Source organism: Brucella tritici, assembly GCF_008932295.1.
Taxonomy (GTDB): domain Bacteria; phylum Pseudomonadota; class Alphaproteobacteria; order Rhizobiales; family Rhizobiaceae; genus Brucella; species Brucella tritici.
In genome coordinates this window covers 94140-113119 of the sequence record NZ_WBWA01000010.1, presented here as the reverse complement: position 1 = coordinate 113119, position 18980 = coordinate 94140, and the positions used below count along the sequence as shown (strand labels likewise).

Genomic DNA, 18980 nt, shown 5'->3' with positions numbered 1-18980 from the left:
GATTCGCCTACACAATACCCTTCCGACGAATCCACGTGAAGCATCTTGCACGCAAAAAGAAAGACCGGGCGGTTTGTCAACTGCCCGGCCTCAACATGTAGTGCAATACTTAACGTATGGTTAATACCTGTAGTGTTCCGACTTGAACGGGCCCTGTGGAGTGACGCCGATATAGGCAGCCTGTTCCTCAGAAAGCACAGTCAGCTTGGCACCGAGCTTATCGAGATGCAGGCGCGCGACCTTCTCGTCGAGATGTTTCGGCAGTACATAGACTTCATTCTTGTAGGCGTCGGTACGGGTAAACAGCTCGATCTGACCCAGAACCTGATTGGTGAACGAAGCCGACATGACGAAGCTCGGATGGCCGGTCGCGTTGCCCAGATTGAGCAGGCGGCCTTCGGAAAGCAGGATGATGCGCTTGCCATCCGGGAATTCGATCAGATCGACCTGCGGCTTCACATTGGTCCATTTCAGGTTGCGAAGTGCTGCCACCTGAATTTCATTGTCGAAGTGACCGATATTGCCGACGATCGCCATATCCTTGAACTTGCGCATATGGTCGATGGTGATCACGTCCTTATTGCCGGTCGTGGTCACGATGATATCGGCGGTCGAAGCAGCATCGTCGAGGGTCACGACTTCAAAACCGTCCATTGCAGCCTGAAGCGCGCAGATCGGATCGACTTCGGTCACCTTCACGCGGGCGCCTGCACCGGCGAGCGACTGGGCAGAACCCTTGCCGACATCGCCATAACCGCACACGACAGCAACCTTGCCTGCCATCATGACGTCGGTACCGCGACGAATGCCGTCAACGAGCGATTCCTTGCAGCCGTATTTGTTGTCGAACTTCGACTTGGTGACGCTGTCATTGACGTTGATCGCCGGGAAGGGCAGGAGGCCCTTCTTCTGCAACTGGTAGAGACGATTGACGCCGGTGGTGGTTTCTTCCGTCACACCCTTGATGGCGTCGCGCTGGCGCGTGAAGAAGCCCGGCGTTGCAGCCATACGCTTCTTGATCTGCGCGAAAAGCACTTCCTCTTCTTCCGAACCGGGGTTCGACAGAACGTCCTCGCCTGCTTCGGCGCGCGCGCCGATGAGAATGTACATGGTGGCGTCGCCACCATCGTCGAGGATCATGTTGGATGGCTCGCCATCCGGCCACTGGAATATCTGGTCTGTATAGGTCCAGTATTCTTCAAGCGTTTCGCCCTTGATGGCGAAAACCGGCGTGCCGGTTGCGGCAATCGCGGCGGCGGCATGATCCTGCGTCGAGAAAATGTTGCAGGAGGCCCAGCGGACCTGTGCGCCCAGTACCTGCAGCGTTTCGATCAGAACGGCGGTCTGGATCGTCATATGCAGCGATCCGGAAATGCGTGCGCCCTTCAGCGGCTGCGACTTGCCGAATTCCTCACGGGCAGCCATCAGGCCCGGCATTTCGGTTTCTGCGATATCGAGTTCCTTACGGCCCCAATCGGCCAGGCTAAGATCCTTGACGACAAAATCTTGGCTTGCGGTCATCGCGTGCTCCAATAAAAGGCAGTTCCAGCTCGATAAAGATGTAATCAGCGGCCGGAATTGCATTCCAATGTGGGGCAGCTTTCCATGCGGGAAAGCGCTCCGGCTGCCGCCTTGACTAGCAGATCGCAGCCGGAAGCACAACGCAATATAAAGAAATCTTTATACGTGCATATCAAGCAGGTTTGTCGAATGCGGGGTTGATAACCGTCAAAGGAAGATCGACCTGCAATATTTCGAGCATGCGGCGAAATTCGGCAACAGGATAGATTTCGCTTTCCGTGACCAGGGCAACCGTGCGACCGGAGCCGCCTTCGGGCTGCGGGAGTGCAGCGATCACGTCGTCTGCCGGGTCAAGAAACTGCCAACCGGGACGGGCCGTTTCGAAAAACGATCTGAGCCGTGGCAGATGGGTACTGGAAAGCGTCAGCGTGTCGATGAGAGGATGGCTGGCAGCAATGTCATCGCAGAATGCGGCCACCTTTTGCGCGGTCTCATCCGGCTGGCGAAGAAAAGCGCCATTTTCCACCAGCTCCACCATCGCAGACGCATTGATCAAAGCAACATCGTCCGGCCTATCGGTCTGTGTCCGGACAAAGCCTGCAAGCTCTTCGCTCTCGATCATCGAACGCACACCCATAACGGCAACCTTGCCGCTACGGCTTGCCGCAAGGGCGGCACGAACCGGCGGCGCCACGCCATAGACCGGTACGGCAAACTCGCTTTTCAGTGCGTCGAGGACCATGACTGAGGGCGCATTGGAAGCAAGGACGATTGTTGGGGCGCCAAGGCCCGTCAGGTAATGAATCGTACGGCGCATGATGGAAAGCAGCTGATCGCGGCTCTTCGCGCCATAAGGAAAACTGGCCCGATCGGCAAAATAGATGATGTCGCGCTGCGGCTGGTTGTGCCTGATCAGCTCAACCAGGGCATAACTGCCGATACCCGCATCGAAAACGGCCACCGGATCGTTGAGATCACCCACAGCGGCCGCAGTTTCGTTCGTCAGCATTCTTCGCCGAACTTATCGGCTATGAGTGTCTGCAAGGCTTCCAACACCGCATCGGCCTGTTCGCCCGAGGCGCTGACATCGATGCAGCAGCCGGGAGAGGCGGCAAGCATCATCAGGCCCATGATCGACGTGCCGCCAACGGTCATGCCGTCCTTGCTGACACGGACATGTGCATTGTAACCATCGACCAGTTGCACGAACTTGGCCGAAGCGCGGGCGTGAAGGCCGCGCTTGTTGACGATCTCGAAGGATCGGGAAACTGCTGTTTCGGGTTCGTATTCACCGGTAACGGGCACGCTTGAGTGCATGAATTACTTTCCTGTCAGGACCTGGCTCGCAACATTGATATATTTGCGCCCCGCATCCTGCGCCTCGCGCAGAGCTGTCTTGATGTCGCCCCCGATGCGGACGCTCGACAACTTGATAAGCATCGGCAGATTGACACCTGCGATGACTTCGACCTTGCCTTCCTTCATGACGGAAATGGCGAGATTGGACGGCGTACCGCCGAACATGTCGGTCAGAATGATGACCCCGCTGCCATTATCGGCGCGCTCCACCGCATCAACGATATCCCGCCGACGCTGTTCCATATCGTCTTCGGCACCGATGCAAACGGTCTCGAAATTGTCTTGCGGCCCGACTACATGCTCGACAGCATGCAAAAACTCTTCGGCCAACCTTCCGTGCGTGACAAGCACGAGTCCGATCATACTATAAAAGCTCCCGTCGCGTGCCCGCCGCATCACCCCGCCAGAGTGTCAGATGGCACTGAAACCACGCCGGAAAAGCGCCGGCGAGTTGTGCATCTTGGCAGCGCAAATCTTGATAGCAAGTGAAAAATTTCCACGCTGCCATGAAAAAAGCAAAATGCCGCAGCGTCGTGGAAAATTAATCGATTCGTAATAAAGCCGGATTCAGCCCTCGTTCGAAGGCCATTTTTCGTAAAACAAGGTGGCCTCGATGGCCCGCGAAAGCGCGTTGGAATCGCCATTCGACGACAAAGCCGGCAAAAGAAGTCGAGGCAGTGAAATGCCCTCGAATTCCCACGTTTCACCACCCGGATAGCGTTCGGCCTCATCCCGATCCACAAGCCGGACAATGAGATAGAGCGGTGCGGCCTCCACGAAAGCGACCTTGAAAAGCCCCGCGCCGCGAATCTCCACGCCACCAGCAAGGGCTGCTGGAACGCTGGCTATCAGCCTGCCGCTTTCCACATGAAGCAATGTGCGGTCGTCGGCTACCAGCGAGGCAGCCTCTCCGCGAAGGAGCGCTCTTTCCACAAGTGTCAGCGCAAGTTCAGTCTTGCCGGCGCCGGACCGCCCCATAATCATGACGCCGCGACCGCATATCTGAAGCGTGGTGGCGTGAAGCCCGCTTTTTTCCTCTTCAGGTGTCATGCGCTTGCAGGCAGGTCGACGATGAAACGCGCGCCCTTGAACTGATCGGGCTTCGCCGGATCGACAATATTTTCCGCCGTCAGCGTGCCGCCATGGGCCTCGATGATCTGGCGGCTGATCGAAAGCCCAAGGCCTGAATTCTGGCCGAAAGCCTCCGATGCCGGACGATCCGTATAAAAACGTTCGAAGATACGTTCGATATTCTCGATCGGAATGCCAGGGCCATTATCCTCGACAAGCACCCGCAAGCGGCTGCCTTCACCACTCAGCGATACCACGATACGTCCAGTATCGTCGGGCACGAAAGAACGGGCATTTTCAATCAGGTTGCTGACCACCTGGCCGAGACGCAGATCGTGACCGGCAACATAGAAGCCCTTCTTTCCGGCAGGCAGCTTGCCGGTATTGAAGATGATTTCCGTCCCGACCTTGTTGCGGCGCACTTCACGCGCTGCCGTCACGAGATTGGTCAGAAGCGTCTTCATATCGACGCGGTCAATATGTTCGCGCGCGAGTTCCGCATCGAGACGAGAAGCATCGGAAATATCGGTAATCAGGCGATCAAGGCGGCGAACGTCGTGCTGGATGATGTCGAGAAGCCGCTTGCGCGATTCCTCGGTCTTGGCAAGCGGCAGAGTTTCGACAGCACTGCGCAGCGAGGTGAGGGGGTTCTTCAACTCGTGGCTCACGTCCGCGGCAAAGCTTTCGATAGCCTCGATACGGGTATAGAGCGAATCAGTCATCTCGCGGATAGACGTGGAAAGATGGCCGACCTCATCCTGACGTTCGGAGAAATCGGGAATTTCCACCCGGCTTTTCACACCATGACGAACGCGGTCGGCAGCAGCGGAAAGCTTGCGCAGCGGGCTTGCAATCGTCGATGCGAGGAAAAGCGACAGGATGACCATGACCAGCGACACGACGCCGAACACGCGGAAAACCGCCATGCGTTCGGCTTGCACGATCTTGTCGATATCGTCGCCTTCGGTAGAGAGCAGGAGCACGCCCAATATTGCGCGCGAACGCTGGATCGGCACGGCAACCGAGACGACCAGCTCGCCCTTTTCATTACGCCGCTGCGCCGTTTGCGGCGAACCGGCCAGAGCCTTTACGATTTCCGGAAAAGCGAGGCCATTGCCGCCCGGCTGTTCCTGATAGACCGGCAGGCCTCCGCCGTAGAACAGGTGCGAAATCCACGTTCCGGCCCGTTCCCAGATGGTTGGTGTCTCTTCCTCGATCGGCGGCAGGTCATAGCGAAGCACAGGGCCAGCGGAAGGAAAGCTCGGCGAATAGAGCGCGCGCGAATCGAGCAGCATATTGGCATAGCGATCATAGATGCGCGCCCGCGTGCTCGTCGGCGAAATCAACCGGCGCAACAGGGGGGAAACCTTTTCCGGATTGATCGGAAACTCCCAGTTGTCGGGTGAATCCGGCGATGGCGTCAGGCTTTGCCCGGCCTGAAGCTCCAGGAGCTTTTCCGGATCGATCATCAGAGAATTGGTGTCGATGGTCGCCGAAGCCGAGATGGCGCCGGCGATGATCTTGCCCTGGGTGAGCAAGCTTTCGATCTTCGCGTCGATCAGCCCCTCGCGGAACTGATTCATGTAGAGAATGCCGGAAACAAGAACCGCCAGCGCCGCCAGATTGAGAAACAGGATACGGCGCGTCAGGCTCGAAAACAGATATTGGCCGAGAAATTTGCGCAGGGGCGCAAAAAAGCGACGCCAGAACACCGAGCGCTGCCGCCGGGCCCTGCGTTCGCGCAAATCCGATTTCTGGCCGACAAGGCCGTCGTTCCCGGTTTCTGCGACCATGTCGCTCTGTCTGCTCTCACTAAACTACCGCCAGACCTCACGGACTGGCGATATGTAATTATCTATCAGGCCTCGCGGAAGCGGTAGCCGACGCCATAGAGCGTTTCGATCATTTCGAAATCGTCGTCAACCGCCTTGAACTTCTTGCGCAGGCGCTTGATATGGCTGTCGATGGTGCGGTCATCCACATAGACCTGCTCATCATAAGCCGCATCCATGAGGGCGTCACGGCTTTTCACGACACCTGGACGCTGCGCCAGCGAATGAAGGATGAGGAACTCGGTGACCGTCAGCGTGACAGGTTCCCCCTTCCAGGTGCAGGTGTGGCGTTCCTGATCCATGACCAACTGGCCGCGCTCCAGCGATTTTGCCTGCTGTCCGGTCGGCTTGGCCGTGCCGTCGCGTGCAGCAACCCGGCGAAGCACCGCCTTGACGCGTTCGACCAGAAGACGCTGCGAGAACGGCTTGGTGATGAAATCATCCGCGCCCATCTTGAGGCCGAAAAGCTCGTCGATCTCGTCGTCCTTAGAGGTGAGGAAGATGACGGGGAGGTCGGATTTCTGGCGCAGACGGCGCAGAAGCTCCATACCGTCCATGCGCGGCATCTTGATATCGAAGATCGCAAGATTGGGCGGACGCGCCATCAGACCATCCAGCGCGGACGCGCCATCGGTGTAGGTTTCGACCCGATAGCCTTCCGATTCCAGCGCGATGGACACGGAGGTCAGGATGTTGCGGTCGTCGTCGACCAGCGCAATCGTCTGCGTTGCCGAGGCTTCCTTCATGCGAACCTTTCTCCTTCAACTAAGCCAACCGGAAGGCCCGGCTGGTGACGTCTTTCAGCCGCCAGAGACTGGCGGGGTATAGATCGAGCGCCTTATTACACATCGATACTATTATAATGTGCCTGCTTGTGCAGTACAAATTAGGTACAAAATGTGGCGGCGCCAGCAGAAGCCACCAAACACCACGAGCCGAATCGCTCTTTGGTTAATACCTGAGCTCAAGCCAGCGTCACCGCCAATCCCCGGAACTCACAGCTCATAACGCATAGATTAAACGATTTAAAAAAATTTCAAAAATTTTAAATCGATTAAATATTTGAATTGCCACGATTAATCTGTTTCTGACTGCCATCCTCTATTTCGCGATCAATCTGGTAGGCGCGAAAAGAGACCGATCAATTGTCAAACCATATGGCGGAGACATCATGAGAGAGACCGGCATTCACAACACGGCCGCTTCCATTGCCACTTCAGGACTGAAGGAACTCTCCGCAGTCTTTTACAACCTCGGGGCCGCCCGGCTCTATGAGGAAACCGTCCGCCGGGGCGAAGCCGAACTGTCGGCACAGGGTGCGCTTGTCGCACGCACCGGCCAGCACACGGGCCGTTCGCCGAAAGACAAGTTCGTCGTGCGCGATGCCGACACGGAAGATCATGTCTGGTGGGACAACAACAAGCCGATGAGCCGCGAGGCTTTCGAGCTGCTCTATGCCGATTTCATCGACCACGCGAAGGGCAAGGAGCTTTTTGTGCAGGATCTGATCGGCGGCGCCGATGCCGGCAACAAGATCAATGCCCGCGTCATCACCGAATATGCCTGGCATTCGCTGTTCATCCGCAATCTTCTGATCCGTCCGGAACAGGAAGCGCTTGCGTCCTATGTCCCGGAAATGACGATCATCGATCTGCCGTCCTTCAAGGCCGATCCTGAACGCTATGGCGTGCGCACCGAAACGGTGATTGCGGTCGACCTGACCCGCAAGATCGTGTTGATCGGCGGCACCTCCTATGCCGGTGAAATGAAGAAGTCGGTCTTCACCGCTCTCAACTACATCCTGCCTGCCAAGGGCGTGATGCCGATGCACTGTTCGGCCAATGAAGGCCCGAATGGTGACACCGCCGTCTTCTTCGGCTTGTCCGGCACCGGCAAGACGACTCTGTCAGCCGACCCGACCCGTACGCTGATCGGCGATGACGAGCATGGCTGGGGCGAGCACGGCATCTTCAACTTCGAAGGCGGCTGCTATGCCAAGACCATCCGTCTTTCCGCCGAAGCAGAGCCGGAAATCTATGCCACGACGCAGCGCTTCGGCACTGTGCTGGAAAATGTGGTGCTCGACGAACACCGCCAGCCGGATTTCGACGACGGCTCGCTGACGGAAAACACCCGTTGCGCCTATCCGCTCGATTTCATCCCGAATGCATCGAAGACGGGCAAGGGCGGCCAGCCGAAGAACATCATCATGCTCACCGCCGATGCCTTCGGCGTGATGCCTCCGATTGCCAAGCTGACGCCGGCACAGGCCATGTACCACTTCCTGTCCGGTTACACGGCCAAGGTCGCCGGTACCGAAAAGGGCGTGACCGAACCGGAAGCAACCTTCTCGACCTGCTTCGGCGCACCGTTCATGCCGCGCCATCCGTCGGAATACGGTAACCTGCTGCGCAAGCTGATCGCCGAGCACAAGGTCGATTGCTGGCTGGTCAATACCGGCTGGACCGGCGGCGCTTACGGCGTTGGCAAGCGTATGCCGATCAAGGCAACCCGCGCGCTTCTGGCTGCGGCTCTCGACGGTTCGCTGAACAATGCGGAATTCCGCATCGATCCGAATTTCGGCTTTGCCGTTCCGGTTGAAGTACCGGGTGTCGACACGTCCATTCTCGATCCGCGCTCGACCTGGGCCGACAAGGCTGCCTATGACGCGCAGGCCAGGAAGCTGGTCGACATGTTCGTCACGAATTTCGAGAAGTTCGAAAGCCATGTCGATCACGAGGTAAAAGACGCGGCCCCGGCCATCCGTATCGCTGCGGAATAGCTTTTTCTACGCATGTCGTTATCCAAAAACCGGTTCCCACTTTTTGGAGACATGCTTTTACCATCCTGAGGAGGAGGGAGAGCCCGGCTGAAAGGCCGGGTTTTTCTTTTGTATAAGGGATACAAAGCGGTATATCTCCTCGTCATGGAAGAGAACCGGAACATCATCCGCATCACAAATCGCCTGACGATCCGTGAAGACGATCTGGAGGAGAGCTTCATCCGTGCCTCCGGGCCGGGCGGTCAGAACGTCAACAAGGTTTCGACTGCCGTGCAGTTGCGCTTTCATGCCGCGAGAGCAGGCCTGCCCGAAGATATCCTGTCACGGCTTTTCAAGCTTGCCGGACAGAAAGGCACCAAGGACGGCGATATTCTGATTGAGGCCAATCGTTTCCGCACCCAGGAGCGCAACCGCGAGGACGCGCGCGAACGGCTGATCGCGCTTATTGCCAAGGCTGCCGAACCACCGCCGCCGCCACGCAAGAAGACCAGGCCCACAAAAGGCTCCGTCGAACGCCGCCTCAAGGCCAAGTCCGGACGATCCGACATCAAGAAGGGGCGCGGCAAGGTTTCTTACGACTGATCCCAAAAGACTCCACACAGGGAAACCCGAGACCATGAAATCCCATGAAATCGAGACCAGCCACGGTCGCATTGCCATCCGTGAAAGCAGGGGCAACGGAACGCCCTTGCTGATGATCCATGGCAACTCCAGCGCAGGCACCATCTTCGCGCCCCAGCTTGAAGGCGAAATCGGTAGAAACTGGCGGGTGATCGCGCCGGATTTGCCAGGCCATGGCCAGTCCGGCAACGCCCTTGATCCGGATCGCAGCTATTCCATGGAAGGCTATGCCGACGTGATGACGGAAGTGCTGGCGAAGCTCGGCATTTCGGATGCGGTCGTTTTTGGCTGGTCGCTTGGCGGCCACATCGGCATCGAGATGATTTCACGCTTTCCCGGCATGCGCGGCCTGATGATTACCGGCACGCCGCCTGTGGCGCGTGAGGAAGTGGGGCAGGGGTTCAGGAGCGGCCCGGATATGGCGCTTGCCGGGCAGGAGGCATTTTCCGACCGCGATGTCGAATCCTATGCGCGCAGTACCTGCGGCGAACCGTTTGAAGAGCAGTTGCTTGAGATTGTCGCCCGCACGGATGGGCGCGCGCGGCGCATCATGTTCGAAAAATTTGCAGCCGGAACCGGTGGCAACCAGCGCGATATCGTTGCCGAAGCAAGACTCCCGATTGCAGTCGTCAACGGTCGTGACGAGCCGTTTGTTGAACTGGATTTCGTCTCGAAAGTCCGCTTTGGCAATCTCTGGGAAGGCAGAACCCATGTCATCGACGGGGCAGGGCATGCGCCTTTCCGCGAGACACCAGCTATCTTCGATGATTATCTGCAGCGTTTCATGCGCGACTGCACGGCCTGACCCGCTGCAATCGCCAAAAGACGAAAGGGCCGGATAACCGGCCCTTCTTCATATCTAAGTACTTGTTTCGTCGCATTATCCTACGCATCGAGCCGGGATAGAAATCAGTCCAGTGAACTGATTTCCCCGCGTAGACGCTTCGCACTTTTGCTGGAAATGCTCTAGATTTTTCTCAGGGCCACTTCCTCGATCAAATGATCGCTGCCCTTGCGCAAGATCAGATCGGCGCGCGGGCGCGTCGGCAGGATATTATCCTTGAGATTCTTCAGGTTGATATTGTTCCACAGCCCTTCGCCAATCGAACGCGCCGCATCTTCCGAAAGCTGCGAATAGCGATGGAAGAAGGATTCCGGATTGACGAAAGCCGTCTCCCGCAGCCGCATGAAGCGGTCGATGTACCATTTGTGAATCAGCTGCGATTCCGCGTCGATATAGATCGAGAAGTCGAAGAAATCGGAGACGAAGGGCACCATCTTGCCGTCTTCCGGCAGATCGCGCACCTGCAGTACATTGATGCCTTCAAAGATCAGAATATCCGGCTTGTCGACGATCTGATATTCGCCCGGCAAGACGTCGTAGCTTAAGTGCGAATAGAGCGGCGCTCGCACCTGGCTCATGCCTGCCTTGATCGCTGACAGAAAGCGCAAGACCGCACCGACATCGTAGCTTTCGGGAAAGCCCTTGCGCTCCATCATGTTCTGCTCGCGCAGGACCGCATTGGGGTAGAGAAAACCGTCGGTCGTCACGAGATCGACCTTCGGGCTCGATGGCCAGCGTGCCAGAAGCTCTTTCAGGATACGCGCAGTCGTGGATTTCCCAACCGCAACCGAACCGGCAATGCCGATGATGAAAGGCGTCTTGAACGACTCTTCCATGTTGAGGAACTGCTTGCGCTGCTCGAACAGAAGCTGGCTTGCCTCCACATGCGCCGACAGCAATCGCGACAGCGACAGATAGATGCGCCGTACCTCGTCGAGATCGATGGGATCGCCCAGCGAGCGCAGTCGCTTGACCTCATCATACGTCAAAGTGAGCGGCGTGTCGGCGCGAAATCCCGCCCATTCCTCAGCCGAAAAGAAACGGTAAGGCGAGTAACGCGACGGCGTTAGCTGATCCACTTTTTCCCACATATTGTCGCTGCTCTCCCTCAACGCCAATTCTGCACTAGCAGCTTCCGATCCTATTTGCATTTAGGCTTTCGGACGACCGGCTTTTTCTTCAAGGCCGGTCTGCGCCGTGCGGCGTTGCAACTCTGCAAGAACCTCATTGAGCGGCACGTCCGCAACCTTGAGAACCACCAGCAGATGATAAAGCAAATCAGCGCTTTCGGTGACCACTTCCGCACGGTTGCCTTCCACTGCGGCAATGACCGTTTCCACAGCTTCTTCACCAAGCTTTTTGGCGGCCCGTGTCTGGCCTTTTGCCACCAGACTTGCCGTATAGGACGAACCGTCCGTCACGCTGGCACGCTCCGCGACGATGCGTTCAAGGTCGGAAAGTGTGAACTCAGTCATCGGATTTCCTTCAGATTTCTGTGCATGTCGTTATCGGACCGTAGCGGGATCAGAAAACAGTCCAGTGGACTGATTTCCCCGCGAAGACGGTTCCCACTTTTCCGCGACACGCTGTATTCTCAACGGACCGGATCGAGCCGCATCGGGATGCCAGCCTCGGCCATATAGCGCTTGGCCTCGCCAATCGTATAGGTGCCGAAGTGGAAAATCGAAGCGGCGAGAACCGCCGTTGCGTGACCGTCGCGAATGCCCGCAACCATGTGATCCAGATTGCCGACACCGCCCGATGCAATCACCGGAACGCGCACGCTGTCAGCAACAGCCCGCGTCAGTGCCACATCATAGCCGGCCTTGGTGCCATCACGATCCATCGAGGTCAGCAAGATTTCACCGGCACCAAGGCTCACCACCTTCTGCGCAAATTCTACCGCATCGATGCCTGTCGTCTGGCGACCGCCATGGGTGAAGATTTCCCAACGGTCGGCTTCGCCTTCACCCGAAACCTTCTTGGCGTCGATGGCAACCACGATGCACTGGTCACCGAATTTGTCAGCAGCTTCGGCGACAAATTCCGGGTTCTTCACCGCAGCCGTATTGATGGAAACCTTGTCAGCACCAGCCAGAAGCAGCTTGCGAATGTCAGCGACCTGTCGCACGCCGCCGCCAACCGTCAGCGGCATGAAGCACTGTTCTGCCGTCCGGGCCACCACATCGAAAATTGTCTCGCGATTGTCCGAAGACGCCGTGATGTCGAGGAAGCACAGTTCGTCTGCGCCCGCCGCATCATAGGCGCGGGCAGCTTCCACCGGATCACCCGCATCGATCAGATCGACGAAGTTCACGCCCTTGACGACGCGTCCGTCTTTCACATCGAGGCACGGTATCACTCTTGCTTTCAGCATGGTTGTCCTCGATCTGCCGCGTCTCTTTTCAGTTTTGCCTGTCCTCGCGGTCCGGCCTTTGCCGGACTGTTCGCTGCGGGCAGGCGGGAGCGGCCGTCTTTAACGTCCAGGCAAGGAATTACGCGTGCTTTCAAGGTCATGCTGTGGCCCTCAGTACAGACAAGGCTTCCGCCGGATCGATGCGGCCATCGTAAAGCGCGCGACCGGAAATCGCGCCTTCCAGCTTGCGGGCATCAGGAGCGGCAAGACGTTTGATGTCATCCATCGAGGCGAGGCCGCCCGATGCGATCACCGGGATGGAAACGCTATCTGCGAGGCCGAGCGTCGAATCCCAGTTGATGCCAGCCAGTACGCCGTCGCGGTCAATGTCGGTATAGATGATGGCGGCAACACCAGCACCTTCAAATTTTTTCGCCAGTTCCACCACGCCAAGCTCGGAAGCCTCGGCCCAGCCTTCAACCGCGACATAGCCGCCCTTGGCATCGATGCCGACGGCAACCTGACCCGGAAATGCCTTGCAGGCTTCGATCACCAGTGCCGGATCGCGCACGGCGACCGTACCAAGGATAACGCGACGCAATCCCTTGGAAAGCCAGTTCTCGATATGCTGGAGCGTGCGGATGCCGCCGCCGAGCTGCACCGGATTTTTGGTGGCTTTCAGGATCGCTTCCACAGCCTTGCCGTTGACGCTTTCGCCGGCAAAGGCTCCGTTGAGATCGACCACATGCAGCCATTCAAAGCCCTGATCCTCGAAGGCTTTGGCCTGTGCTGCCGGGTCTTCGTTGTAAACGGTGGCCTGATCCATGTCGCCAAGCTTCAGGCGCACGCATTGACCGTCTTTCAAATCGATGGCGGGAAAAAGGATCATAATGTCAGGGCTTCCATTTCAGGAAATTGGCAATGAGCGAAAGGCCGAGAAGCTGGCTCTTTTCAGGATGGAACTGCGTGCCCACCATATTGTCGCGACCGACCGTTGCAGTGACGTCGCCGCCGTAATCGGTCACAGCCAGCACGTCAGCCTTGTTCTTCGCATCGAACATATAGGAATGCACGAAATAGGCATGCAATCCGTTCTCGCCGGTCTCGATACCGTCAAAGATCGGGTGAGAATGTTTCACGTGAATCCTGTTCCAGCCGATCTGCGGAATTTTCAGCGAAGGATCGGACGGCGTCATTTCACGCACATCGCCCGCGATCCAGCCAAGACCCTCGGTCACTTCCTTTTCAAGTCCGCGCTCAGACATGAGCTGCATGCCGACGCAGATACCAAGGAAGGGATGTGCCTTCTTCAGAACCACTTCTTCCAGTGCTTCCACCATGCCCGGAACGGCATGGAGGCCGCGACGGCAATCCGCATAGGCGCCAACGCCCGGAAGCACGATGCGGTCAGCCGTCGCCACGCGGTCGGCATCCGCCGTCAGTTCTATTTCTGCCGCGATGCCGCTCTCATGCGCAGCACGCTCAAAAGCCTTGGTGGCCGAGCGCAGATTGCCGGAGCCGTAATCGATGATTGCAACACGCATTTTCAGTTTTCTCCGCGATGGCCGACAAACCCGATTGTCGAGCCAAATGAGGAATAGGCGGGACGAGGGGGCTGCTGTGCCCATTCCGGCGCAGGCTTGTCCGCAAGAGAGATTGCTGGCCGGGCCGCATCTTCGAGGCCGTAGAAATAGCGGATCTCGGCTTCTTCCAGATCGGATGCATCGATGACCGCTGTTTCGACAAAACCCTGGCGCCTGAGCTTGGCTATCTTCCAGTTGACGCCTTCCAGCGCCACGAACAGCGATACCAGCAAGGTCAGAAGCGGAACCGCATCGACGATGCCGAACCAGGCTCCGGCAAGTCCCAGCAGGATCGAAATGCCCATAACGGCAAAAGCTTCGAACCAGAGACGCTGGGTCAGAAGCCAGACGAAGGGAAGGACCAGCGCCAGAACATGGAATCCGTCGCGCACGAAAATTGCCTTTTCAGCGCTTTTTTCAGTCGCAATTTCGGACGGAAAACCGGTGTCCGCTTTTCCTGAAATTGCTTTACTATCCCTCGGTTCCAGCACGACATATTGCGCCATGACCTGTCCTTTCGTTCGGGACCTATCCCTTCAACGAACCCTTGGTGGAGGGGATTGCATCCTTCTGGCGTTCATCGGTTTCAAGCGCCGTGCGCAGAACCCTGGCAACCGCCTTGAAGATCGACTCCGCAATATGGTGGTTGTTGGCACCATAATGATTGTTGATATGGAGCGTTATGCCTGCGTTCATGGCGAAAGCCTGGAAGAACTCACGCACCAGCTCGGTATCGAACGTGCCGATCTTGGACGTTGTGAAATTGACGTTCCAGACCAGAAAGGCGCGTCCCGATACATCGACGGCAGCGCCGGTCAGCGTGTCGTCCATGGCAAGGTCCATCGAGGCATAGCGCACGATACCGCGGCGCTCGCCAAGCGCCTTGGCAATGGCCTGACCGAGCGCAATGCCCGTATCCTCGACCGTGTGATGATCGTCGATATGCAGGTCGCCCTTGGCCATGACCCGCATATCGATGAGCGAATGTCGGGAAAGCTGCTCCAGCATGTGATCGAAGAAGCCGACACCGGTGGTGATGTCGAACTTGCCAACGCCGTCCAGATCGACGGAAACGGCAATGCTCGTTTCCTTGGTCGAGCGCTCGATGCTTGCCTTGCGGGTGCTTTCTGCAGTCATAAGCTTTCCTCATTCAATAGCTTGGAGGCGTTCTAGAACAGCTTGCTCCCTTTGCCAATTCCTTTTGCCGGTTTGGCAAGCTGCAATTCGGTATTTGCAATTCGTCCGTACGTTCTTAAATATTCTCAGCGAAGCACGATTCATCCGCCAATGGCTGACGGAGCCTGTTTCCCTAACAGATGAAGGGGCGCCTGCAATTGCCTTCCGGGATTGCATGTGCCGCCAAAGGAGCATCCATGATCGAACATCATCCCACGACAATTTACGGCACGACCATCGTCACCGTGCGCAAGGACGGCAAGGTCGTCATTGCCGGTGACGGACAGGTTTCGCTCGGCAATACCGTCATGAAGGGCAATGCGCGAAAGGTTCGCCGCATCGGCAAGGGCAATGTGATTGCCGGTTTCGCCGGAGCCACCGCCGACGCCTTCACCCTTCTGGAACGCCTCGAAGCGAAGCTGGAACAATATCCCGACCAGCTCATGCGTGCTTCGGTCGAACTTGCCAAGGACTGGCGCACCGATCGCTACTTGCGCAAGCTGGAAGCCATGATGCTGGTTGCCGACAGCAAGGTCACGCTGGCGCTGACCGGCACCGGCGATGTGCTTGAACCTGAACATGGCGTGATGGCCATCGGTTCGGGCGGCAATTATGCGCTGGCCGCCGCCCGCGCGCTGGTCGACACCGACAAGTCAGCCGAGGAAATCGCCCGCAAGGCGATGGATATCGCCGCCGATATCTGCATCTACACCAACCACAATATCATTGTGGAAAGCCTGGACGCAGAATGAGCTCGCTCGCGCAGGCCTCAAAACCGAGTGCGCAACGCTGGGGCCTGGGTGCCCTGATCGTTCTTGCCATACTCGCGGTCCAAGCCTCCTGGCTTTACTTCGACGGGCGGATCGCCATGTGCGAATGCGGAACCATAAAATTATGGTCCGGTTCGCTGATGACTGAAAACTCGCAGCATATATCCGACTGGTATACGCTGTCGCACATCATCCATGGCTTCCTGTTCTACTGGCTGCTCACGATCATCGCACCCAAAGCCCCGCTCGGCTTGAGACTTGCTGCTGCGGTCGGCATCGAAGCCGCGTGGGAACTGGTCGAGAATTCGAATTTCATCATCGAACGCTATCGCGCCAACACGTCCTCTGTGGACTATTTCGGCGACAGCATCGTGAATTCGGTCTCCGACACGGTTGCCGCCATGATCGGCTTTCTGATCGCAGCCAAACTACCGACAAAAATAACTGTCGCCATCGCGCTGTTCTTTGAAGTTCTGGCGCTGATCGTCATTCGCGACAATCTTACGCTCAACGTGATCATGCTGCTGCATCCGTTCGAGTTCATCAAGCAGTGGCAAAGTGGGTTATAATTATGAGTAATTTCTCTCCCCGTGAAATCGTCTCCGAACTCGACCGCTTCATCATCGGCCAGAACGACGCCAAGCGCGCGGTCGCTATCGCCCTTCGCAATCGCTGGCGCCGCCAGCAGCTCGAAGGCCAGATGCGCGAAGAGGTGATGCCGAAGAACATCCTGATGATCGGACCGACCGGCGTCGGCAAGACGGAAATTTCACGTCGCCTCGCAAAGCTGGCCGGCGCACCTTTCGTCAAGGTGGAAGCGACCAAGTTCACCGAAGTCGGCTATGTCGGCCGCGACGTTGAGCAGATCGTCCGCGATCTTGTCGAAGTTGCCATCACGCTCGTCCGTGAAAAACGCCGCGACGATGTGAAGGCCAAGGCGCATCTCAATGCCGAGGAACGCGTGCTGGATGCGCTGGTCGGCAAGACCGCAAGCCCCGCCACGCGCGACAGCTTCCGCAAGAAATTGCGCAATGGCGAAATGGACGACAAGGAAATCGAAATCGAGGTTGCCGATACCGGTTCCGGCCCGAGCTTTGAAATTCCGGGCATGCCGGGCGCCAATATCGGCGTCATGAACCTGTCCGACATGCTGGGCAAGGCCATGGGCGGGCGCACCAAGACGCGCAAGACCACGGTCAAGGATTCCTACCCGATCCTGATCAACGATGAATCCGACAAGCTTCTGGATCAGGACCAGATCGTTCAGGAAGCGCTCCGCGTCACCGAAGACGAAGGCATCGTGTTCATCGACGAGATCGACAAGATCGCATCGCGGGAAGGCGGCATGGGTGCCGGCGTGTCGCGCGAAGGCGTGCAGCGCGATCTGCTGCCGCTGGTCGAAGGCACCACGGTTGCGACCAAATACGGGCCGGTGAAGACCGATCACGTGCTGTTCATCGCATCGGGTGCGTTCCACGTATCCAAGCCGTCCGATCTTCTGCCGGAACTGCAGGGCCGTCTGCCGATCCGTGTGGAGCTCAATGCGCTGACGCGTGAAGACTTCCGCCGCATCCTGACGGAGACCGAGGCAAGCCTGATCAAGCAGTATATCGCCCTGATGGAAACGGAAGAGGTGAAGCTCGAAATCACCGATGACGCCATCGACGCTCTGGCCGATATTGCTGTCGATCTGAATGCGTCGGTTGAAAATATCGGTGCGCGTCGGTTGCAGACGGTAATGGAACGCGTTCTCGATGAAATTTCATACACCGCGCCCGATAAGACCGGTGCAACTTTCGTCATCGACGCGGCCTATGTAAAAGACAAGATCGGCAGCCTTGCCAAGAACACCGATCTGTCGCGCTTCATTCTCTAAAAGTGGCCATAAAGCCACGGCGCGAATTCACTTTCGCAAATACTGCAAAAACCCCTCGACTTGCATCGGGGGGTTTTTTATTTTCCCCGCAACTTTTACCGAATATTCACCATAGCAGGACCATTCCCCTACAATGATCAGAATAATGGGCGCAAAGCCGCGACGCATTTTTGTTGGACTTGCCCTGGCTATCAGCCTTGCCTGCCAGAGCGCCTATGCGGCAACGGTCGTGCCTCCGGGCAACCGCAATGCGGAACAGCCGCCGATTCCAGGCGCATCCGCCAAGCGCACGCGTGAACTGAGCACGACTTACGAGAAGAAATATCAGAAGATTTACACTCTCCTGAAGAAGGATGCCTCGCTGCGCTCCAAGATCCGCTCGACGGCAGCAGCCTATGGCATCGATCCTATTCATATTGTCGGCGCGATCGTCGGCGAGCATACCTATAATGTCGACGTCTATGACCGGCTCCAGACCTATTACGTCAAGGCCATGTCCTATGTGAACCAGGGCGTGAGTTTCGGCTACAATGGCGAAAGCATCGGCCAGTTCATCAAGCGGCCGGAATTTGCCGACTGCCTGAAGCACAAGGACAGCTATTCGCTGTGGTCCTGCCGCGAAAATGTCTGGAACAAAACCTTCCGTGGCAAATCGGTCGGCGGCAATGCCTATCCGAACAACCGTTTCAGCGCGGTCTTCTTCCAGCCCTTCTATGCCGGACAGACATTCGGTCTTGGCCAGATCAATCCGCTGACGGCCTTGCAGATGTCCGACATGGTGAACCGCGTTTCCGGTCTGCCCAAGCTGAACGCAGAAGACGGCAATGTGGTCTACAAGACGATCATGGATCCTGATCTGACGCTGCCCTATATCGCGGCGACGCTGAAACAGTCGATCAACTCCTACCGCCAGATCGCCGACTTCGACATTTCGAAGAATCCAGGCCTCACTGCCACGCTCTATAATACGGGCGGCGCCGAAGCACGCGCACGAGCGCTGGCCAATGAAAACGCCAAGCGAAAGGCGGACGGTCAGGAACCTGTGCTACCGCAGGAAAACTACTATGGCTGGCTGGTCAATTCGAAGCTCGATGAGCTGAAAGCGCTTTTTTAGTGGTCTGCTTCCGACATTTGCATCCCTCGGATATGGGCGCTGAGCAGATGTCGGAAGCAAAAATACCACTAGTAA

At 57.3% G+C, this 18980-nt stretch carries 21 protein-coding genes; 7 read left to right on the top strand and 14 right to left on the bottom strand.

The features are described 5' to 3' along the window. Positions 1-120: 120 nt before the first annotated feature. From ahcY to F9K91_RS12735, 7 genes are all read right to left on the bottom strand, one after another. Complete coding sequence (ahcY, locus tag F9K91_RS12765) at positions 121-1521, bottom strand: adenosylhomocysteinase (protein WP_061344616.1); 1401 nt, start codon at positions 1519-1521, stop codon at positions 121-123. A 172-nt stretch (positions 1522-1693) separates the two neighbouring features. Next, on the bottom strand, positions 1694-2530 hold the full coding sequence (locus tag F9K91_RS12760; RefSeq protein WP_151677920.1) for a glutamate racemase: 837 nt from the start codon (positions 2528-2530) through the stop codon (positions 1694-1696). After that, positions 2524-2838: an HPr family phosphocarrier protein gene (locus F9K91_RS12755; RefSeq protein WP_010657680.1), complete on the bottom strand. Its 315-nt coding sequence runs from the start codon at positions 2836-2838 to the stop codon at positions 2524-2526. The genes F9K91_RS12760 and F9K91_RS12755 overlap by 7 nt, the downstream gene beginning before the upstream one ends. A gap of 3 nt (positions 2839-2841) precedes the next feature. Further along, the gene (locus tag F9K91_RS12750; protein ID WP_006472522.1) at positions 2842-3243 is read right to left on the bottom strand and encodes a PTS sugar transporter subunit IIA; all 402 of its coding nucleotides are present in this window, start codon (positions 3241-3243) and stop codon (positions 2842-2844) included. 204 nt (positions 3244-3447) lie between these two features. Next, on the bottom strand, positions 3448-3930 hold the full coding sequence (locus F9K91_RS12745) for an HPr kinase/phosphorylase (protein ID WP_151677919.1): 483 nt from the start codon (positions 3928-3930) through the stop codon (positions 3448-3450). After that, the gene (locus F9K91_RS12740) at positions 3927-5744 is read right to left on the bottom strand and encodes a stimulus-sensing domain-containing protein (RefSeq protein WP_061344612.1); all 1818 of its coding nucleotides are present in this window, start codon (positions 5742-5744) and stop codon (positions 3927-3929) included. Before F9K91_RS12740 ends, F9K91_RS12745 begins: the two co-directional genes overlap by 4 nt. A 65-nt stretch (positions 5745-5809) precedes the next feature. Next, positions 5810-6529, bottom strand: coding sequence for a response regulator transcription factor (locus F9K91_RS12735; protein ID WP_006468074.1), 720 nt, complete (start codon positions 6527-6529; stop codon positions 5810-5812). Between the two features lie 425 nt (positions 6530-6954). On the opposite strand from F9K91_RS12735, the gene F9K91_RS12730 reads away from it, so the two are divergent. The 3 genes from F9K91_RS12730 (at position 6955) to F9K91_RS12720 (ending at position 9991) form a co-directional block, all read left to right on the top strand. Continuing rightward, complete coding sequence (locus F9K91_RS12730) at positions 6955-8565, top strand: phosphoenolpyruvate carboxykinase (RefSeq protein ID WP_151555234.1); 1611 nt, start codon at positions 6955-6957, stop codon at positions 8563-8565. A gap of 144 nt (positions 8566-8709) precedes the next feature. Beyond that, positions 8710-9147 carry an alternative ribosome rescue aminoacyl-tRNA hydrolase ArfB gene (gene arfB / locus F9K91_RS12725; protein WP_151555233.1) on the top strand — a complete coding sequence of 146 codons (438 nt, stop codon included), beginning with the start codon at positions 8710-8712 and terminating at the stop codon, positions 9145-9147. Positions 9148-9181: 34 nt separating this feature from the next. Beyond that, positions 9182-9991, top strand: coding sequence for an alpha/beta fold hydrolase (locus F9K91_RS12720; protein ID WP_151677918.1), 810 nt, complete (start codon positions 9182-9184; stop codon positions 9989-9991). A 161-nt stretch (positions 9992-10152) separates the two neighbouring features. On the opposite strand, the gene coaA is transcribed toward F9K91_RS12720, so the two are convergent. From coaA to hisB, 7 genes are all read right to left on the bottom strand, one after another. Further along, positions 10153-11121, bottom strand: a complete 969-nt coding sequence (gene coaA / locus F9K91_RS12715; protein ID WP_010657674.1) for a type I pantothenate kinase — start codon at positions 11119-11121, stop codon at positions 10153-10155. 60 nt (positions 11122-11181) lie between these two features. After that, entirely contained in the window at positions 11182-11505 is a 324-nt protein-coding gene (locus tag F9K91_RS12710; protein ID WP_061344609.1) for a phosphoribosyl-ATP diphosphatase, read from the bottom strand. Between the two features lie 119 nt (positions 11506-11624). Beyond that, on the bottom strand, positions 11625-12407 hold the full coding sequence (gene hisF, locus F9K91_RS12705; RefSeq protein WP_113474287.1) for an imidazole glycerol phosphate synthase subunit HisF: 783 nt from the start codon (positions 12405-12407) through the stop codon (positions 11625-11627). A 136-nt stretch (positions 12408-12543) separates the two neighbouring features. Beyond that, positions 12544-13275: a 1-(5-phosphoribosyl)-5-[(5-phosphoribosylamino)methylideneamino]imidazole-4-carboxamide isomerase gene (gene hisA, locus F9K91_RS12700; protein ID WP_061344607.1), complete on the bottom strand. Its 732-nt coding sequence runs from the start codon at positions 13273-13275 to the stop codon at positions 12544-12546. Between the two features lie 4 nt (positions 13276-13279). Then, the gene (gene hisH, locus F9K91_RS12695; RefSeq protein WP_151677917.1) at positions 13280-13930 is read right to left on the bottom strand and encodes an imidazole glycerol phosphate synthase subunit HisH; all 651 of its coding nucleotides are present in this window, start codon (positions 13928-13930) and stop codon (positions 13280-13282) included. Positions 13931-13932: 2 nt separating this feature from the next. After that, positions 13933-14475, bottom strand: coding sequence for a DUF2628 domain-containing protein (locus tag F9K91_RS12690; RefSeq protein ID WP_151677916.1), 543 nt, complete (start codon positions 14473-14475; stop codon positions 13933-13935). A 22-nt stretch (positions 14476-14497) separates the two neighbouring features. Next, positions 14498-15106: an imidazoleglycerol-phosphate dehydratase HisB gene (gene hisB / locus F9K91_RS12685; RefSeq protein ID WP_061344604.1), complete on the bottom strand. Its 609-nt coding sequence runs from the start codon at positions 15104-15106 to the stop codon at positions 14498-14500. Positions 15107-15342: 236 nt separating this feature from the next. On the opposite strand from hisB, the gene hslV reads away from it, so the two are divergent. The 4 genes from hslV to F9K91_RS12665 all read left to right on the top strand — a co-directional run bounded on the left by hslV (position 15343) and on the right by F9K91_RS12665 (position 18905). After that, positions 15343-15897: an ATP-dependent protease subunit HslV gene (gene hslV / locus F9K91_RS12680; RefSeq protein ID WP_061344603.1), complete on the top strand. Its 555-nt coding sequence runs from the start codon at positions 15343-15345 to the stop codon at positions 15895-15897. Continuing rightward, complete coding sequence (locus F9K91_RS12675; RefSeq protein ID WP_151677915.1) at positions 15894-16484, top strand: DUF2585 domain-containing protein; 591 nt, start codon at positions 15894-15896, stop codon at positions 16482-16484. Before hslV ends, F9K91_RS12675 begins: the two co-directional genes overlap by 4 nt. Positions 16485-16486: 2 nt before the next feature. Further along, on the top strand, positions 16487-17791 hold the full coding sequence (gene hslU / locus F9K91_RS12670) for an ATP-dependent protease ATPase subunit HslU (RefSeq protein WP_061344601.1): 1305 nt from the start codon (positions 16487-16489) through the stop codon (positions 17789-17791). A 133-nt stretch (positions 17792-17924) separates the two neighbouring features. Then, the gene (locus F9K91_RS12665) at positions 17925-18905 is read left to right on the top strand and encodes a DUF1402 family protein (protein WP_235813449.1); all 981 of its coding nucleotides are present in this window, start codon (positions 17925-17927) and stop codon (positions 18903-18905) included. Positions 18906-18980: the final 75 nt, after the last annotated feature.

What these genes read in the sequence shown, in the direction of transcription:
- ahcY (WP_061344616.1), bottom strand. Translation starts at nt 1,521, where the DNA reads ATGACCGCAAGCCAAGATTTTGTCGTCAAGGATCTTAGCCTGGCCGAT.
- F9K91_RS12760 (WP_151677920.1), bottom strand. Translation starts at nt 2,530, where the DNA reads ATGCTGACGAACGAAACTGCGGCCGCTGTGGGTGATCTCAACGATCCG.
- F9K91_RS12755 (WP_010657680.1), bottom strand. Translation starts at nt 2,838, where the DNA reads ATGCACTCAAGCGTGCCCGTTACCGGTGAATACGAACCCGAAACAGCA.
- F9K91_RS12750 (WP_006472522.1), bottom strand. Translation starts at nt 3,243, where the DNA reads ATGATCGGACTCGTGCTTGTCACGCACGGAAGGTTGGCCGAAGAGTTT.
- F9K91_RS12745 (WP_151677919.1), bottom strand. Translation starts at nt 3,930, where the DNA reads ATGACACCTGAAGAGGAAAAAAGCGGGCTTCACGCCACCACGCTTCAG.
- F9K91_RS12740 (WP_061344612.1), bottom strand. Translation starts at nt 5,744, where the DNA reads ATGGTCGCAGAAACCGGGAACGACGGCCTTGTCGGCCAGAAATCGGAT.
- F9K91_RS12735 (WP_006468074.1), bottom strand. Translation starts at nt 6,529, where the DNA reads ATGAAGGAAGCCTCGGCAACGCAGACGATTGCGCTGGTCGACGACGAC.
- F9K91_RS12730 (WP_151555234.1), top strand. Translation starts at nt 6,955, where the DNA reads ATGAGAGAGACCGGCATTCACAACACGGCCGCTTCCATTGCCACTTCA.
- arfB (WP_151555233.1), top strand. Translation starts at nt 8,710, where the DNA reads ATGGAAGAGAACCGGAACATCATCCGCATCACAAATCGCCTGACGATC.
- F9K91_RS12720 (WP_151677918.1), top strand. Translation starts at nt 9,182, where the DNA reads ATGAAATCCCATGAAATCGAGACCAGCCACGGTCGCATTGCCATCCGT.
- coaA (WP_010657674.1), bottom strand. Translation starts at nt 11,121, where the DNA reads ATGTGGGAAAAAGTGGATCAGCTAACGCCGTCGCGTTACTCGCCTTAC.
- F9K91_RS12710 (WP_061344609.1), bottom strand. Translation starts at nt 11,505, where the DNA reads ATGACTGAGTTCACACTTTCCGACCTTGAACGCATCGTCGCGGAGCGT.
- hisF (WP_113474287.1), bottom strand. Translation starts at nt 12,407, where the DNA reads ATGCTGAAAGCAAGAGTGATACCGTGCCTCGATGTGAAAGACGGACGC.
- hisA (WP_061344607.1), bottom strand. Translation starts at nt 13,275, where the DNA reads ATGATCCTTTTTCCCGCCATCGATTTGAAAGACGGTCAATGCGTGCGC.
- hisH (WP_151677917.1), bottom strand. Translation starts at nt 13,930, where the DNA reads ATGCGTGTTGCAATCATCGATTACGGCTCCGGCAATCTGCGCTCGGCC.
- F9K91_RS12690 (WP_151677916.1), bottom strand. Translation starts at nt 14,475, where the DNA reads ATGGCGCAATATGTCGTGCTGGAACCGAGGGATAGTAAAGCAATTTCA.
- hisB (WP_061344604.1), bottom strand. Translation starts at nt 15,106, where the DNA reads ATGACTGCAGAAAGCACCCGCAAGGCAAGCATCGAGCGCTCGACCAAG.
- hslV (WP_061344603.1), top strand. Translation starts at nt 15,343, where the DNA reads ATGATCGAACATCATCCCACGACAATTTACGGCACGACCATCGTCACC.
- F9K91_RS12675 (WP_151677915.1), top strand. Translation starts at nt 15,894, where the DNA reads ATGAGCTCGCTCGCGCAGGCCTCAAAACCGAGTGCGCAACGCTGGGGC.
- hslU (WP_061344601.1), top strand. Translation starts at nt 16,487, where the DNA reads ATGAGTAATTTCTCTCCCCGTGAAATCGTCTCCGAACTCGACCGCTTC.
- F9K91_RS12665 (WP_235813449.1), top strand. Translation starts at nt 17,925, where the DNA reads ATGATCAGAATAATGGGCGCAAAGCCGCGACGCATTTTTGTTGGACTT.